General features: G+C 71.9%; 11 protein-coding genes. 6 read left to right on the plus strand and 5 right to left on the minus strand.

The window, feature by feature from the left end:
• The first annotated feature begins 65 nt into the window (after nt 1-65).
• Complete coding sequence (locus tag AB4Y83_RS05055; protein ID WP_442273375.1) at nt 66-764, plus strand: 4'-phosphopantetheinyl transferase family protein; 699 nt, start codon at nt 66-68, stop codon at nt 762-764.
• Between the two features lie 4 nt (nt 765-768).
• Here the strand turns inward: AB4Y83_RS05055 and AB4Y83_RS05060 are convergent, their stop codons facing one another.
• Together AB4Y83_RS05060 and AB4Y83_RS05065 are read right to left on the minus strand one after the other, a co-directional pair.
• Nucleotides 769-2,148 carry a M1 family metallopeptidase gene (locus tag AB4Y83_RS05060; RefSeq protein WP_442296202.1) on the minus strand — a complete coding sequence of 460 codons (1,380 nt, stop codon included), beginning with the start codon at nt 2,146-2,148 and terminating at the stop codon, nt 769-771.
• Nucleotides 2,145-6,182, minus strand: a complete 4,038-nt coding sequence (locus AB4Y83_RS05065) for a Pls/PosA family non-ribosomal peptide synthetase (protein ID WP_442296203.1) — start codon at nt 6,180-6,182, stop codon at nt 2,145-2,147. Before AB4Y83_RS05065 ends, AB4Y83_RS05060 begins: the two co-directional genes overlap by 4 nt.
• A gap of 202 nt (nt 6,183-6,384) precedes the next feature.
• Between AB4Y83_RS05065 and AB4Y83_RS05070 the strand changes: the two genes are divergently transcribed.
• The 4 genes from AB4Y83_RS05070 (at nt 6,385) to AB4Y83_RS05085 (ending at nt 10,966) form a co-directional block, all read left to right on the plus strand.
• On the plus strand, nt 6,385-7,521 hold the full coding sequence (locus AB4Y83_RS05070; RefSeq protein ID WP_442296204.1) for an aminopeptidase P family protein: 1,137 nt from the start codon (nt 6,385-6,387) through the stop codon (nt 7,519-7,521).
• A gap of 197 nt (nt 7,522-7,718) precedes the next feature.
• Complete coding sequence (locus AB4Y83_RS05075) at nt 7,719-9,182, plus strand: APC family permease (protein ID WP_442273379.1); 1,464 nt, start codon at nt 7,719-7,721, stop codon at nt 9,180-9,182.
• Nucleotides 9,179-9,622 carry a hypothetical protein gene (locus tag AB4Y83_RS05080; RefSeq protein ID WP_442273380.1) on the plus strand — a complete coding sequence of 148 codons (444 nt, stop codon included), beginning with the start codon at nt 9,179-9,181 and terminating at the stop codon, nt 9,620-9,622. Before AB4Y83_RS05075 ends, AB4Y83_RS05080 begins: the two co-directional genes overlap by 4 nt.
• A 6-nt stretch (nt 9,623-9,628) precedes the next feature.
• Nucleotides 9,629-10,966, plus strand: coding sequence for a dipeptidase (locus tag AB4Y83_RS05085; protein ID WP_442273381.1), 1,338 nt, complete (start codon nt 9,629-9,631; stop codon nt 10,964-10,966).
• A gap of 25 nt (nt 10,967-10,991) precedes the next feature.
• On the opposite strand, the gene AB4Y83_RS05090 is transcribed toward AB4Y83_RS05085, so the two are convergent.
• Nucleotides 10,992-12,530: an MFS transporter gene (locus AB4Y83_RS05090; RefSeq protein WP_442273382.1), complete on the minus strand. Its 1,539-nt coding sequence runs from the start codon at nt 12,528-12,530 to the stop codon at nt 10,992-10,994.
• A gap of 125 nt (nt 12,531-12,655) precedes the next feature.
• Between AB4Y83_RS05090 and AB4Y83_RS05095 the strand changes: the two genes are divergently transcribed.
• Entirely contained in the window at nt 12,656-14,044 is a 1,389-nt protein-coding gene (locus tag AB4Y83_RS05095; RefSeq protein ID WP_442273383.1) for a threonine/serine ThrE exporter family protein, read from the plus strand.
• Between the two features lie 25 nt (nt 14,045-14,069).
• Here AB4Y83_RS05095 and AB4Y83_RS05100 read toward each other — a convergent pair whose 3' ends face one another.
• Nucleotides 14,070-15,365: a cation:proton antiporter gene (locus tag AB4Y83_RS05100; RefSeq protein ID WP_442273384.1), complete on the minus strand. Its 1,296-nt coding sequence runs from the start codon at nt 15,363-15,365 to the stop codon at nt 14,070-14,072.
• A gap of 17 nt (nt 15,366-15,382) precedes the next feature.
• A complete protein-coding gene (locus AB4Y83_RS05105; protein ID WP_442296205.1) occupies nt 15,383-16,744 on the minus strand; it encodes a M20/M25/M40 family metallo-hydrolase in 1,362 nt (453 codons plus the stop codon).
• Nucleotides 16,745-16,781: the final 37 nt, after the last annotated feature.

The raw sequence follows: 16,781 nt of genomic DNA on the forward strand, positions 1-16,781 counted from the left end.
CGGCAGGGCGATGTCTCGGCGGACGCCGCCTTGCGGATCGGGGACCACGCGTCGATCCTTGGCGCGTGGACGGCACCGAGCGGTCGCGGAGACCGACCGACGCGACGGTCGACGTCTGGGTGCGCGAGTCGACGCCCGGGGCATGGGTGCCGCCCGATTCTGCGGCCATCGCCGCCGGGCTCGACGAGCACGAGCGCGCGCGGTGGGCGCGCCTGGCCGACCGACGCGACGCGGCGGCGTACCTGCTGCTCCACGCCATGGCCCGCCGGGAGGTCGGCCGGATCCTGGGCCGACCACCGGAGTCACTGCGCTTCGACCGCACGTGCCCCGACTGCGGCCGGCAGCACGGCGCCCCCCGCCTGCTCGACGACCCGGGGCTGCACCTGTCGCTGAGCCGGACCCGCGCCGTCGTCGCGCTCGCACTGAGCCAGCACGGACCTGTCGGCGTCGACGTCGAGCCCGTCGACGCCGTGCGGTTCGGTGGCTACGGCGACGTGGCACTCCACCCCGGCGAACGAGCCCGCGGCACCGAGGAACTCACGGACATCACGACGTGGGTGCGCAAGGAGGCCGCCCTCAAGGCGCTCGGGGTCGGCCTCCGCATCGACCCCACGAGCTTCGCGACGCCCGCGCCGGGCGTCCCCACCGACGTCGTCCCCGGCATGCCGTCGGTCACGGTCGCCGACCTCGACGTGCCGAGGGCGTATGCCGCCGCCGTCGCTCTCGAGTCCGCCGTGGGAGCGCTGGAGGTACGCGCCCACTGAGACGTCAGGCGGGCTGGGCGAACCGTGGCAGGGGGGTGGCCCAGAGCCACCGCTCGAGCAGGTCGCGGGCCCGCCGGCCCGCGGCGTCGCCGTCCCCGTCCCCGTCCCCGTCCGTGGGCGGGATCTCCCGCACGAACGTCTCGACGTGGCTGACGAACTCGTCGGTGGTCACGGACCCGTGCCGGTGGGCCGCCACCCAGTCGCGCAGGAGGTCGAAGAACGCGACGTCACCGAGCTCCACCCGCAGGGCGTGCAGGGTCAGGGCCCCGCGCTTGTAGACGCGGTCGTCGAACATGTGGTCGGGCCCGGGGTCGGCGAGCACGACGTCCTGTGCCAGACGGGAGAGCCGGGACCAGTGGGTTCCGGCGTTGACGCGCACCGGGACGCCGTCGGCGTGCTCCGCCCAGAGCCACTCGGCGTAGCAGGCGAACCCCTCGTTGAGCCAGATGTCGGCCCACGTCGACGGGGTCAGGCTGTTGCCGAACCACTGGTGCGCGAGCTCGTGGGCGACGAGGCGCTCGTGGCGGCGACGCCCGTCGAGCCAGTTCGGCCCGAACGTCGCCATGGCGTGCGCCTCGAGCGGGATCTCGAGGTCGTCGGCGGTGACGACGACGGTGTAGTCCTCGAACGGGTAGGGCCCGAAGAGCGCCTCGTAGAGGCTCGTCATGGCAGGCAGCCGCTCCAGGTCGTGCATGACGTCGCGCTCGCGGGTCGCCGGCAGCACGACGGAGATCGGCACGTCGGCCGGGGCCAGGGCGCGCCGCACGTAGTGGCCGACGTGGACCGTGGCGAGGTAGGTCGCCATGGGGACGTCCTGCTCGAAGACCCGCCGCGTCCGGCTGCCGCGCGCCCGCGCGGCCACGAGTGCCCCCGTCGCGACGACGTCGTAGGGCGAGTCGCACTCGAACGCCAGCCGGTACGTGGCCTTCGTCCGGGGATGGTCGTTGCACGGGAACCACGTCGCCGCTCCGTTGGGCTGCGCGGCCACGAGCGCCCCCTCCGTGAGCTCCTCCCAGCCGACGTCGCCCCAGCGCGTGGCCACGGGACCCGGCGTGCCGGCATACGCGATCGCGACCTGGGTGCGCTCGCCGCGCGCCAGCGGGACCGACGGGGTGACGACGACCCGGGGGCCGCGGTGGACCCACTTGGCGRCCCGGCCACCGACCGAGACCTTGAGGACGCGCAGGCCCACGAGGTCGACGACGAGCCGCCGCACGTCCTCGAGCACGGTGATCTCGAGGACGGCGCGACCGGCGAGGCGGTTGGTCGAGACCTTGTAGTCGAGGTCGAGGTCGTAGTGCGTGACCTCGTAGGCGGGATCACCACGGTCGGGCGTGTACGCGTCGGTCAGCGCGGGCACCTGCTGGACGAGGCCGCCCGTCATCGCACGCCGCTCGCGACGTCGCCCGCGGATCCACCCGACGCTGATCCCGGCGCGGGTCCGGACGCGTGGGCCACGGGGTCGGCACCGCTCCACGGTGCGATCGGGTTGCCCGTCCAGCGGGTCCCGCGCGGCACGGCCTCGCCCCGGAGCACGAGCGAACCGGGACCCACCGTCGCGGCCACCCCGATGCTCGCCGCGGGAAGGATCACCCCGTTGGGGCCGAGCGTGGCTCCGTCCTCGAGCGTGACCGTGTCCATGCTCATGATTCGATCATGGAAGAGATGGGTCTGGAGCACGCAGCCCCGGTTGACGGTCACGCCGTCACCGAGGGTCACGAGGTCCGCCTCGGGCAGCCAGTAGGTCTCACACCACACCCCATGCCCGATCCGGGCCCCGAGGCTTCGCAGCCAGACGTTGATGGCCGGTGTGCCCGTCGCCGTCCACGCGAACCACGGTCCCGCGACCATCTCGACGAACGTGTCGACGACCTCGTTGCGCCAGACGAAGGAGCTCCACAGCGGGTGCTCGACGGCGCCGATGCGGCCGACGACGACCCACTTGGCGACGGTCGTCACCCCTGCGGCGACGGCTCCGGCGGCGGCGAGGACGACACCGCCCAGAGCCGCCGCGCCGGCCAGGCCGACGCGGTCGACGAGCCACTGGAGCGCCACGAGGACGGTGACCCCGATCGCCACGGTCACCATGACGGGCACGACCCGGCACAGCTCGACGAGGCCACGCACCACCTTGAGGCGGAGCGGGGGAGCGAAGGTCCTCTCGTCGTCGGATCCCTGCGGAGGACGGCGCAGCCGCACCGGCGGGCTGCCGAGCCAGCTCGATCCGGCCTTGGACTTCTGCGGTGCGGCCGAGAGCACCGCGACGAGGCCGTGCTTGGGCACACGGCGGCCCGGCGCCGTCATCCCGCTGTTGCCGAGGAAGGCGCGCTTGCCGATCTTGGCCGGTGCGATGTGCACCCACCCGTGGGCGAGCTCGTAGCCGGCGACCATCGTGTCGTCGGCGAGGAAGGCGCCGTCGGCGACCGACGTCATCGACGGCAGCAGCAGAACCGTCGAGGCCTCGACATCGCGACCGACGCGCGCACCGAGGGCGCGCAGCCACATCGGGGTGACGAGACTGGCGTAGACGGGGAAGAGCAACGTGCGCGCCTGGTCGAGGAGGCGCTCGGTCGCCCACACCTGCCAGCCGACCCTGCCGCGGACGGGGTGGTAGCCCTCGCGCAGCCCGATCGCGAGGAGGCGCACCAGCACGATCGTGATGGCTGAGAGCGACACGAGACTGAGCACGGTCAGGACGGGCACGGCCGCGTATGCCGTCACGACCGCCTCGCGTGACCCCGTGGCCCGGGCGACCGCACCGCCCACGACGAGCACGCCTGGCAGRAGCGCGAGGAAGGGCAGGACCGACAGGAAGACGCCGGACAGCCCGTAGACGACGAGCCAGGCCGGTGCGTTCGGGGGACGATCCGTGGGCCACCTCGAGCGGCCCGGGTCGTCGACCCGCTGGGCCGGCGACCCGGCGACGACCCGCCCGGGTCGCACCGACCGGAGGACGGTCGAGCCGGCCTCGACGACGACGCCACGGCCGATGTGCACGTCCGGACCGATGGTGCTGCGGGCGCCGATGACCGCCTCGCGGCCGATGTGGACGAGGCCGACGTGCACGACGTCGCCGTCGATCCAGTAGCCGGAGAGGTCGACCTCGGGCTCGACGCTGGCACCGGACCCGATCGTCAGCATGCCCGTGACCGGGGGCACGGAGTGGAGGTCGACACCGGGACCCACCGAGGCGCCGAGCATCCTCGCGTAGTAGATGATCCACGGCGCTCCGGCCATCGTGATGGCCCCCATCGCATCGGCGAAGCGCTCGGCGGCCCAGAGCCGCATCTGCACGCTCCCACCACGGGGGTACGTGCCCGGACGCACACCGGCGAGGAGGACCCGGGCGGCCAACGCGGACAGGCCCATCCGGCCGAGGGGGGTGATGAAGAGGAGCCAGCCGATGCCGAGGGCCCACCAGGACACCGGTTGCGACCAGTCGGCAAGGTGGGCGAGGCGCAGGAGCTCGGTGAGGGTGACGAGACCGACGAGCCACTGCAGTCCCTTGACCGTGAGCAGGACGAGGGACACGGCCGTCTGCACGAGCTGGGTGCCGCGCGGGATGCGGCGCACCGTGCGCTCGGTCCGTGACCCGTCGGCCGTGTCCATCGTCTCGAGCAGCTCGGCCTGGGCGCCGAGGCGCGGGTGCGTGTGGACGTCGGCCACGGTCACCGTCGGGTAGCGCTCGCGGAGCAGCGACACGAGGCGCGCCGACGACAGGCTCCCGCCGCCGTGGTCGAAGAAGTCCGCCTCGGCCGAACGCACCTCGGTGCCGAGCACCGCGGTCCAGTGACCCGCGAGCCATGCCGCCGTGCCGGACAGGTCGCTGGGCTCGCCGTCGTCGGCCGCGCCCGGCAGCGGCCACGGGAGCGCCGCACGGTCGACCTTCCCCGACGTGCGCGTCGGCAGGGACTCGACGACGGCGAGCACCGGGACGAGGGCGGCCGGAAGCTCATGGTGGAGGCGTGCGAGCGCCGCCGTCCGGTCGAAGTCGGTGCCCGACGCCGGGAGGCCAGCGCGGCTGACGGAGTCGGGCACGACGTAGCCGACGAGGACCTGGCTCCCGGCGCCCGTCGTCTTGACGGCCGCGGCTGCCCCCGACACGCCGGGGAGGGACTGCAGCGCCGCGTCGACCTCCCCGAGCTCGATCCGGCGACCGCCGAGCTTGACCTGCTCGTCGGCGCGCCCGACGAAGACGAGGCCTTCGGGGTCGTTGACGACGAGGTCGCCCGACCGGTAGGCGCGGTCCCAGCCGAGGGTCGGCATGGGGGCGTACTTCTCGGCGTCCTTGGCGGGGTCGAGGTAGCGGGCGAGCCCCACGCCGCCGATGATGAGCTGGCCCGTCTCACCCTGGGCGACGGGCTGGTCGTCCGGGCCCACGACGGCGAGGTCCCAGCCATCGAGGGGCAGGCCGATCCGGATCGGGGTGGTGCCGTCGAGCCGCGCTCCGCAGGCGACGACCGTCGCCTCGGTCGGGCCGTAGGTGTTCCAGACCTCGCGGTCCGGGGCGACGAGCCGTTCGGCCAGCTCGGGCGGGCACGCCTCGCCCCCGAAGACGAGCAGCCGCACCGGCTCGAGGGCCTCGGCCGGCCAGAGCGCGGCCAGCGTCGGGACCGTGGAGACGACGGTGACGTCCTGGGCCACGAGCCACGGTCCGAGGTCCATGCCGGTGCGCACGAGACTCCGTGGTGCCGGGACGAGGCAGGCCCCGTGCCCCCAGGCGAGCCACATCTCCTCGCACGACGCGTCGAACGCGACCGAGAGCCCGGCGAGCACGCGGTCACCCGGACCGATCGGACTGTCCTGCAAGAACATCCGGGCCTCAGCGTCGACGAAGGCCGCCGCTGAACGGTGGGAGACCGCCACGCCCTTGGGCACGCCGGTCGACCCCGAGGTGAAGATCACCCAGGCGTCGTCCTGCACGCGGACGTCCGGCAGGACGCCCGGGTCATGCCGACCGTCCCGGCCCGCGCGCGCCGGCCGCGGTGCCGCGCGTCGGGCGGTCCGCCCGGACGCCGGGACCGGTGAGCCGGGCGACGGCACCGTGATCTGCCGACGCGCTCCCACGACCGCCTTCACCGCAGCCTCGGAGAAGACGAGGTCGGCCCGCTCCTGCGGGTCGTCGACGTCGACAGGCACGTACGCCGCCCCGGCGTGGAGGACTCCGAGCACGGCGACGTAGAGGTCGGTCGTCCCCGACGGCACGCGCACGCCCACCCGGTCGCCACGGCATACGCCCGCGGCCACGAGCTCTGCGGCCATCCGTCTCGCCTGCTCGGTCAGCTCGGCATACGTCAGGACGGTGACGGTGTCGTCGAGCGCCGGCGCATCGGGGTGACGCGCGGTGACGTCGGCGAGCACGTCGACGAGCGTCCGCGGCGCGGCGGCGCGGTCACCGGCCAGCAGTGGGTCCACCATGCACGCTCCTCGTCGGGTCGCCGCGGACGCGTCGACCACCATGCCGAACCTAACCCTGTCGGGTGAACGAATGGTGGTGGCTCGACGACGTCGGCGCGCATCTCCCGGTGGCGGCCGAGCAGGCACGGAGTCATCCCGATCGGGTGAGCAGACCTCCTGGAGACGAGACCTAGCATGGAGCGCGCTACCCAAGGAGACATCCATGAGCCCCGTCGACGTGCAGCCACCACCCCCGTTCACCGCGGAGGACTACCGGGCGCGTGGACGACGCGTCGTGGCAGCCGCGACCGAAGCCGGCCTCGCGGGCGTCCTCGTGACTCCGGGACCGGATCTCGTCTGGCTCAGCGGATACCAGCCCACCGCGATCACCGAGAGGCTGACGGTGCTCGTGCTCGCGCCCGACCAGGCGCCGACGCTGCTGGTCCCCGCCCTCGAGCGGCCCGATGCCGAGGCGGCCGAGGGCGTCCGCGGAATGCGGGTGATGGACTGGGCCGACGCCACCGATCCCTACCTGACCGCCGCACCGTTGTTGCGGCCCGACGGCACGTACGGCGTCTCCGACTCGGCGTGGGCGCTCCACCTGCTCGGTCTGCAAGCAGCCCTGCCCCGCTCGACCTACCGGTCGCTCACCGTGGGGCTGCCGATGATGCGCGCGGTCAAGGGACCCGACGAGCTGGCGCGGCTCACGGCGGCGGGTGCTGCGGCCGACGCGGCCTACGGGGAGATCGTCAAGGTCCGCTTCGCCGGGCGCMGCGAGACCGAGGTGGCCGCGGACCTCGCTGCCCTGCTGCGTCACTTCGGGCACGAGCAGGTGGACTTCACGGTGGTGGGGTCCGGCCCCAACGGTGCCAACCCGCACCACGAGGCCGGCGACCGCGTCATCCAGCAGGGTGACGCCGTCGTGCTGGACTTCGGCGGCCTGATGTTCGGCTACGGGTCCGACACGACCCGCACGGTCTGCGTGGGGGAGCCGACCCAGCAGATCCGCGACGTCCACGAGATCGTCCGGCTCGCGCAGGAGGCGGGCGTCGCCGCAGCCCGGCCGGGTGCGACGTGCCAGGACGTCGACCGCGCGGCGCGGGCCGTCATCACGGAGGCGGGCTACGGCGACGCGTTCATCCACCGGACCGGTCACGGCATCGGTGTGACCACCCACGAGCCGCCGTACATGGTCGAGGGGGAGGAGCAGCCCCTCGTCCCCGGGATGTGCTTTTCGGTCGAACCCGGGATCTACCTGGCCGGACGCTTCGGCGTGCGCATCGAGGACATCGTCACCGTGACCGAGACCGGTGCCGTTCGGCTCAACAACACCGACCACGGGCTCGCCGTCGTCCAGTGAGCCCTGTCCGGGTATCAGCCCGAAGGAGTGACGCCGGAACACGAGCCCACGCAGGAATCTGATGGAACGTGCGGTGATCTCATGGGATGGATGGTGGTCGGCATGCAGCGGGACGAGAAGGCATTGACAGGGAACGGTCGGGGGCGTCCCCTCGGACCGGTGGGCCCGACGCCCCGACCACGGGCCCGGTGGTCTCGATGAGCGCCATGGACGCGTCGGCCGACGAACCCGTCGTCGCCACCACGAGGCGCACCAGGGCACCGGCCACGGCCTACATCTCGTGGATCGCCCTGGCGATGATGACGACGAGCTCGGTCGCCAGCCTCCGGGCGGCTCCGACGATGGCGGTGTACGGCCTGGCGTGCGTGTTCCTCTACATCGTGCCGGCCATCGTCTTCCTGATCCCGACCTCCCTGGTCTCGGCAGAGCTCGCCTCGGGGTGGGATGGCGGCGTCTACAACTGGGTGGCCCGTGGCATCTCCAAGCCGATGGGCTTCCTGGCCGTCTGGTGCCAGTTCGCGATGACGATCTTCTACTACCCCAGCCTGCTGGGCTTCGTGGCGAGCACCTTGGCCTACGTCATCAATCCGGCGCTCGCGTCCAACGGCGTGTGGACCGCCCTCGTCATCGTCGTCGTGTACTGGTCCGCCGTGTGGGTCTCGTCGCGTGGGACCAAGGGCGTCTCGGGTCTGGCGAGTGCCGGGCTCATCATCGGCACGCTGATCCCCGGTGTCGTCCTCGTCACGTTGGGCGCCGTCTTCCTGGGTCAGGGCAACCCGTCCGCCGCTCCGATGACCGCAGACAACCTGCTGCCCGTCTGGGCGGGGCTCTCCAGCCTCGTGCTGATCGTCAACAACTTCCTGTCGTACTCCGGCATGGAGATGAACGCGGTGCACGTCGGCTCGTTGAAGAACCCGGCCAAGGAGTTCCCGAAGTCGATGTTCCTGGCGATGGGGCTGGTGCTGACGATCTTCATCCTGCCGGCCCTGGCGATCAGCTGGATCGTGCCCGCCGAGGAGCTGTCGCTCACGGCCGGGGTCATGCAGGCCTTCGACGCGGTCTTCGCGAACTTCGGCGCGCAGTGGCTGACCCCGATCGTCGGGGTCATGCTGGTGACCGCGTCGCTCGGTGGCATGCTCACCTGGCTCGCCGGCCCGTCGAAGGGCCTGCTGCTCATCTCGCGTCAGGAGGGCTACCTGCCACCGGTGCTGCAGAAGCTCAACAAGAACGGCGTCCAGCAGAACATCCTCGTGGCGCAGGGCATCATCACGACGATCATCGGGCTCGGCTACGCCCTGATCCCCAACGTGTCGAGCGCCTACTGGATCTTCTCCGTCATCACGACGCAGGTCTACCTCATCATGTACCTGTTGATGTTCGTGGCCGCGGTGCGCCTGCGGCGCAACGACCCGGACCACGCGCGTGGCTACCGGGCGCCGATGCTGGGGGCGCTCTGCGGGATCGGTTTCGCCGCCTCCCTCGCAGCCCTGCTCATCGGGTTCGTCCCGCCCTCGCAGTTCGGGTCGGGCAGTCCCGCAACGTATCTCGTGATCGTCGCGGCTGGCGCGCTCGGGCTCGGCCTGCTCGTTCCGTTCCTCTTCTACAGGCTGCGCAAGCCCTCGTGGAAGCAGCCTGAGACGTCAGAGGTGGCCGCATCATGAACATCACGGAGAGCGCCACGTACCAGCAGAACCGGACGACCTACATCGTCGCCGGCATCGCGATCGTGGCCCTCACGGTCATTGCGCTGCTGACCTTCCATTCCGGCAAGTCGTCGCAGCAAGCCGACCAGAAGGCCACCCAGCTCATCGCTGCCCTCACCGCGGCAGGTGCTCGTGCGCCGAGCAAGGAGCAGGTCGTGCGGGTTCTCGGGGACGACGGCGGAGCGGTGTGTGACGACCCGAACGGGTCGCTGCGCAAGGGCATCCTGCTCGGCCAGCTCATGAACGGCGCGGCCGGGCCGGGCATGCGACCGGTCATCGCCGACAACCGGGTGGTCAAGGGCCAGCTGGCCGTCCTCAAGATCTACTGCCCCGACGAGGTGCCCACCTTCCAGGAGTTCGTCGACGGCCTCGACCTCGCCGACACGGTGAAGGGGTGACGACGAGTGGAGCTGCGTGAACGCGTCGCCGGTCTGATGGGGCAGGCACGATCGGACCTCGCTGAGCTCGTGTCGATCCCGTCCGTCGCCGACCCGCGCCAGTACCCGCCGGAGGAGTGTGCCCGGGCCGCCCAGTGGGTGCTCGACGCCTTCGCGGCGGTCGGCTTCACCGACGCGCACCTGGCCGAGACCGCGGACGGGAGCCAGGCGGTCGTGGGGTCACGCCCCTGCGGAGACCCCGACGCCGTCACGGTACTGTTGTACGCCCACTACGACGTACAGCCCCCACTCGACGAGACGGCTTGGCGCACACCGCCGTTCGAGCTCACCGAGGTCGACGGCCGGTGGCACGGCCGAGGCACGGCGGACTGCAAGGGCAACATCGTCATGCACCTGACAGCCCTCCGAGCGCTCGGCGATGACGTGCCGGTCAACCTCAAGCTCGTCGTCGAGGGGTCGGAAGAGCAGGGGACGGGTGGCCTCGAGGACTTCGTGCCCAAGCACGCGGACCTGCTCCGCGCCGATGCCGTCCTCGTCTGTGACACCGGGAACGCCGCGGTCGGACGACCTGCAGCCACGGTGAGCCTGCGCGGCATGGTGAATGTCGTCGTCACCGTCGAGGCCCTTGCCTCGGAGATCCATTCCGGCATGTTCGGGGGCGCCGCGCCGGATGCCCTCGCGGCGCTCGTCGCGATGCTCGCCGGCCTGCGCGACGCCGAGGGCAACACGACGGTGTCCGGCCTCGACAACAGCCAGGAGTGGTCGGGGGCCACCTACCCCGAGGACCAGTTCCGCAGCGACGCGGGCGTCGTCGACGGGGCGTCGCTGCTCGGCGACGGGAGCGTGTCCGACATGCTCTGGGCTCGGCCGTCGCTGACGATCCTGGGCATCGACTGCCCGCCCGTCGTCGGGTCGGCAGCAGCCATCGTCCCGCGGGCGCGTGCCCGCCTCAACCTGCGCATCCCCCCGGGGACGGATCCCGCCGTGGCGGAGAAAGCGCTGACGGACCACCTCGTCGCCGCGGCTCCCTGGGGCGTGCACGTGGCCGTCGAGACGGAGGCGACGGGGTCGCCGTTCTCGGCCCGGACGGACGGGCCCGCCTACCGGGCCATCGCCTCGGCGATGGAGGAGGCTTTCGGCAGTCCCATGGTGAGCCTGGGTCAGGGAGGTTCGATCCCGCTGTGCAACGTCTTCGCGGAGACCTACCCTGGCGCCGAGCTGATCCTCATGGGGGTCGAGGAGCCACTGGCGCTCATCCACGCCCCCAACGAGAGCGTTCACCCGCGGGAGATCGCGGACATGGCTCTCGCCGAGGCCCTCTTCCTCCAGCGCCTGACGCGCTGAACGGCGCGACGAGGGACGGCCGGCCTCAGGCGCCCTTCACCGCAGCACCCGTCGCGGTGGTGCGCAGCGTCATGGCAGTGGATGCGGCGGCGGCCGCCGAGTCGTGGATCGTTCCCTTGGCGGCCTGGTGCCGGCCCATCAGGACGGCCATCAGCACTCCGGCCATGCTGAAGGCGGCCATGACCCACGACGCGGTCGCGAGACCTGAGGCCAGGGCGTCTGCAGCGGGCTTCCCTTCCGCGGTGCGGTCGGCGATGACGGCTCCGTAGATCGTCGCGGCCAGCGCGGTTGCGACCGCCGCCCCCACGTAGCGCGCCATGTTCGAGACCCCTGACGCGGACCCGACCTGCTTCTCCGGCACACAGGCGGTGGACGCCGACGATGCGGGCCCGTTCGACAGTCCCATTCCCACGGCGACGGCCAGCAATGGCAGGAGGAAGGCACGGTAGGCCCAGTCGGCGTCGGCGAACCCGAGGGCGGCGAAACCGACGGCCGTCAGGATGAACCCGATGCCAACGACCTGGCGGCCACCGAGGCGCGCGGTGAGGCGCGGCACGGCGGCCGCGATGACGACGAGCCCGATCGTCGCCGGCAAGGTCGCCAGACCTGCCTGGAGCGTCGTGAAGCCGAGGGCGTTCGGGTCCTGGAAGTAGAGGCTGAGCAGATACATCAGCGCATTGATGGTGCCGGCACCGATGAGGATGGCGATCGTCGAGCCGACGAGGACGCGGTTGCGAAGCAGTCCGAGGTCGAGCATCGGGACGGCCACCCGCCGCTCGACGGCGACGAAGGCGAATCCTGCCGCGACACCGATGGCGATGCACGCGAGCGTGGCGACCGACCCCCAGCCCCAGTCGCCGCCCTTGCTCAGCGCGAGGATGAGCGGCGCCAGCGTCAACGCGATGAGGATCGAGCCGGCGTAGTCGATCGACCGCGAGCGGGTCGTGTCGCGTGACTCGGAGACGCGTCGGGCCGTGATGAGGATGCAGACGACCGCGATGACGGCGTCGACCCAGAAGAGCCCCTGCCAGCCCATCACCGAGACCAGCACCCCACCCATGAGCGGGCCGGCCGCCGCTCCGACGGCGGCGGCGGCCCCCCAGAGCGACACCGCCCGCAGCTGCTCCTGTCCGTCGTTCGCCACGGAGAGGAGGCTCAGGCCGCAGGCCAGGATGGTGGCCCCCGCCGCGCCCTGGATGACGCGGCCGGCGATGACGGCACCTCCGGACGACGACAGGGCGATGAAGATGCAGGACACGACGAAGAGCATCAGGCCGAGCTGGAAGACCCGCTTGCGTCCGAAGACGTCACCCAGCGAGCCGGACGTCACGATGACCGCGGCGCCGACGAGCGAGTAGCCCGTGACGGCCCACTGCAGGGTCGTCACGTCCATGCCCGTGTCCGCGCTGATGGCCGGCAGGAGGATGCTGACCGCTGACGTGTTGGCGTTGACGACGAAGGTCGACAGGCAGGTGGCGGCCAGCACCCCGCCCGCTCGGGCCGCAGTCTGCGCCGCCGCCCGTCCGGAACTCCCGGACGCGGCTGACGAACTCGCTTCGGTCATGGTTGCGCTCCCTCCGCCAAGCACACGCGCCTGCCGCGCTCCTCGAATCTAGGACGCCACACAGCCCGTGAGAGTCACCCGTGGAGGATGACTCTCACGACCACGGCGGCTGCCACGCTGGTGTCGTGTCCAGCGAATCGGACCCGGTACCCGGGGGGCTCGTCACACCGGGTGCACGCGTGCGGTCGGTGAGCCGTCGCTGGTGGTCGCGCGTCGCGGAGGTCGCCCAGTCCCACCTCGCGCCTCTCGGCCCTGCGGCGGACCCCGAGCCCGAGGACTTCGACGCACCGCCCCCCGAGGCCGTCCTCGACCTGCTCCGCCATCTCGGCGTCGTCATGTCCCGTGCCGGCGACGCGACGGAGCGCGTGACCCAGATCCTCGAGCAGGTCGCGGACGTCTACGCGGCCACCGGCGTGACGTTCTTCGTCGTGCCCACCGGGGTGTTCGTGCGCATCGACACGGGTGACTCCAGCCGGATGGACTTCGAGGCCGGCAGCAGCGTGCCCCTGCGGCTCGACCAGGTCGACGCGCTCTACCGGCTCATCGACGACATCCGCCACGGCTCGGTGGAGGCCGGCGTCGCGCGCGAGCGCCTCGATGCGCTGGTGGCCTCACAGCCGCGCTTCGGCGGCGTCGTCGCGGTCCTCGCCAGTGGCGTCGTCACCGTGGGCCTGGGTCTCCTGCTCAACCCCACGGCCAGCGCCCTGCCGGCGTTGCTGCTCATCGGCTTCCTCGTCGGCGGCCTGCGGTGGTGGGCCGACCGAGAGCCCATGCTCTCCCTCGTGCTCCCCGTCGTCACCGCGACCGTGGTCACGGCCATCACCTTCCAGTGGGTGGCACCGGCTGTCGGCTCGACGCCCCTGGAGATCGTCATCCCCGCGCTCGTGACGTTCCTGCCCGGCGCCGCACTGACGATGGCCACCGTCGAGCTCTCCACCGGAGACATGCTGGCGGGTTCGGCTCGGCTCGTCTACGGACTCGAACGGCTCTTGGTCCTGAGCTTCGGCATCGCGATGGGGGCCGAGATCGCCGGTCTGCCACCGGCCCTGGAGCAGGCACCTGCCGCGCTCGGGGGATGGGCGCCCTGGGTGGGGGTCCTCGTCTTCGGGGTCGGACAGTTCGTCGCCTCGTCCGCGCCGCCTCGAACCCTCGGATGGCTCCTCGTGGTCCTCTACGTCGCCTACGGCGTCCAGGCGCTGGCCGGTCGTGCCCTCGGCACCCTCGGCGCGAGCTTCCTGGCGGCAGCCGTCGTGCTTCCCGTGTGCTACACGATCCAGAGCCGGCGCAGCGGCCCTCCGGTGCCGGTGACCTTCCTGCCGACGTTCTGGCTGCTCGTGCCGGGTGCGCTCGGCCTGCAGGGCGTGGCTCGTATCGTCGGCGCAGACCAGGCAGGGGGCCTCGGCGACTTCGTCAACGCCCTGCTGAGCATCGTGGCCATCGCCGTCGGGGTGGTCGTCGGCTCCGGGCTCTCCGAGCGCATCGGCCGCGCCACCTCGACCTGGCGCGGGATCTAGCGGCAGGCCGGGGGAACACGGAGGGTCACCGCAGCGGCGGCACGCCTTCCTCCCGGGGGCCGTACGTGGTCTGCCCGCCCACCGACCGGCGCACGGCCAGCGGCTCTGCCGCGGGCTGGGTCTCGACCGCGGGACCGGTGTGCTGTGCCCAGTCCCCGTACCGCTGCGCCCAGGGCCCCGCGGAGAGGCCGTGCAGGATGACACTGAGGAGCACGGTCGTGGCGACGGCGCCGATGAGGGTCTGGACAGCGGGGTCGGCTGCGCCGAGGGTCTCGTAGGTGATGAGCGCGAAGACGACGGAGGCGAGCCCGCGCGGCCCGAACCAGCCCACGAAGAGGACGGTGCGTCGTTGCAGTCCCGTGCCCAGCAGACACAGCGCGACGGGAAGCATCCGGAGGGCGGTGAGGGAGAGCGCCGCGTAGAGCAGGCTCTGCCACCGCACCATCCAGTCGAGATGGTGGGCGACCGTGATCCCGAAGAGCAGCCACACGCCGAACCCGAGGAGTGCAGAGAGCCGATCAGTCATCTCCAGGCCGGCGTGCGTGTGCCTCGAGTCCGTCTGAGCAGCTGCGTATGCCGTCCCGGCCACGAAGGCTGCGACGAACCCGTTGCCGCCGACCTCGACGGCGCCGTAGTACGCGAGCACCGGCACCGAGAGCGTTGCGATGGGCAGCAGCCCCGACTCCGCCCACCCGGCTCTGCGCGACCGCTCGATCAGCCGGCCGGACGCGTACCCCGCTGCGATGCCGACGAGCGCTCCGATCGCGAGCTCGCGCAGGGCGTCGACGAGGGCGTCCTCGGGCGCGACCCCAGCAGCAGCTGCGATGGCGAACAGCACCACCGGGGTGGCCATCCCGTCGTTGAGACCGCTCTCGACGTTGAGGATGCGCCGCACCCGGACCGGCACGACCGGGTTGAGCACGGTGGCCGCGCCGAGTCCGGCGTCGGTGGGAGCCAGGGTCGCCGCGAGGAGCAGTGCCAGCCACGCGCTGGAGCCGGGGAAGATGCCGCGCGCCAGCAGGTACCCGGCCCCGATCGTGAGGGGGAGACCGATGAGGAGGAGTCGCCCGGTGAAGACCGAGTCACCACGCACCTCGCGGGGCTGCAGCTGTGCAGCGTCGTGGAAGAGCGTCAGCGCCAGCGTCACCTCGGCGATGGTGCGGCTCGTCGTCGTGTCGGCCCCGCCCGACACGAGGACGCCGAGCACGATGCCGGCCGCGACGAAGACGATGGGACCGGTCAGGTGCGCCCGGCCGACGCGGGCCGACTGGGTCACGAAGACGATGACCAGCAGCGCGAAGACTGCGACGACCCACGTCATGCGCCGGCCGCCGCGGCCTACCCGGACCCGGACCCGGCGCCGTCGGCGAGGCGCTGGAGCAGGAGGGCCTGGGCCACGATCATCTTCTCGATCTCGCTGGGGTCGACGCTCTCGTCGGACGCGTGGATCCGCGCGGCCGCGACGTCCTCCGGCCCCCACAGCACGAACTCCGCGCCGGGAGCAGCCGTCTCGAGCGTGCGGAGCAACGGGATGGAGCCGCCGCAGCCGGCCTCGCCGGCCGGTCGGCCGTAGGCCTCGGCCAAGGCGTCGCGCGCCGCGGCATACCCCGGCCCGTCCGTCTTGCAGAGGAACGGGGGAGCGGCCTTGGTGCGCTGCACCTCGACCTGGGCTCCCCAGGGGGCGTGCGTCTCCAGGTGAGCCACGAGGGCGTCGAGCTCGGCGTCCGGCTCGGACCCGGGGACGATGCGCATCGAGATCTTGGCCCTGGCCTCGGGGATCAGCACGTTCGAGGAGGTGGCGATGTTGGTCATGTCGACCCCGATGGCGTTGACGGACGGCTGCGCCCACAGCCGGCCGCCGATCGGACCGCTGCCGGTGAGCCCGACGCCGTCGAGGACGTCGGCGCTGGACCGGAGGTCCGCCTCTGAAAGGTCCTCACCTTCCCAGACCGTGGTGGAGACGCCGGCGATGGCCACGTTGCCGGCGTCGTCGTGCAGGGTCGACAGGAGTCGCGCGAGCGCCATCATGGCATCGGGCGCCGGCCCGCCGAAGACGCCTGAGTGCAGGGGGTGCTCGAGGGTGCGCACCGTGACGACGCAGGCGACGTCACCACGCAGGGCCGTCGTCAGGGCCGGCTCGCCGACACGCAGGTTGCCCATGTCGCAGATGACGAAGAGGTCGCAGGCGAAGAGCTCGGGGTGCGCCTCGACGAAGGCCTCCAGGTTGCTCTCCGTCTCCTCCATCCCCTCGAGGATCAGCTTGACCGTGCAGGGTGGCTTGCCGTCGAAGACCCGCAGCGTGCCGAGGTGGCTGACGAGCCCGCTGATGTCGTCGGCCGCACCCCGGCCGTAGATCCGGCCGTCGTCCTTGTGCGTCGGTGTCCACGGGTCGCTCGTCCACCCCTGCTCGGGTGGAGCCGGCTGGACGTCGTAGTGGGCGTAGAGCACCACGACCGGTGAGCCCGCCGGCCCCTCGATCTCGGCGTAGATCGGCGGGTACCCCGAGGGCACTTCCATGAGCTCGGCGTTGGTGAAGCCGACGTCACGGAACATCTGCAACGTCGTGGCCCCCATCTGCTCCATGGGCTCCGAGGGATACCCGGGGAAGGCGATCGACGGGATCGCCACCAGCTTCTCGAGGTCCTCGATGACCCCGGGCATCAGTGCCCGAGCCTTGTCGGCGATCTCCTTGGCCTGCATGGTCTCTCCTTCGTGGTTGTCAGGGGGCACGGTCAGG

It is taken from the genome of Terrabacter sp. RAF57 (assembly GCF_052113925.1).
In the GTDB taxonomy this organism is placed as follows: Bacteria; Actinomycetota; Actinomycetes; order Actinomycetales; family Dermatophilaceae; genus Terrabacter.

Bases quoted from the DNA above. Each gene is read 5' to 3' on its own strand.
- AB4Y83_RS05075 (WP_442273379.1), top strand. From the start codon at position 7,719: ATGAGCGCCATGGACGCGTCGGCCGACGAACCCGTCGTCGCCACCACG.
- AB4Y83_RS05080 (WP_442273380.1), top strand. From the start codon at position 9,179: ATGAACATCACGGAGAGCGCCACGTACCAGCAGAACCGGACGACCTAC.
- AB4Y83_RS05090 (WP_442273382.1), bottom strand. From the start codon at position 12,530: ATGACCGAAGCGAGTTCGTCAGCCGCGTCCGGGAGTTCCGGACGGGCG.
- AB4Y83_RS05100 (WP_442273384.1), bottom strand. From the start codon at position 15,365: ATGACGTGGGTCGTCGCAGTCTTCGCGCTGCTGGTCATCGTCTTCGTG.
- AB4Y83_RS05105 (WP_442296205.1), bottom strand. From the start codon at position 16,744: ATGCAGGCCAAGGAGATCGCCGACAAGGCTCGGGCACTGATGCCCGGG.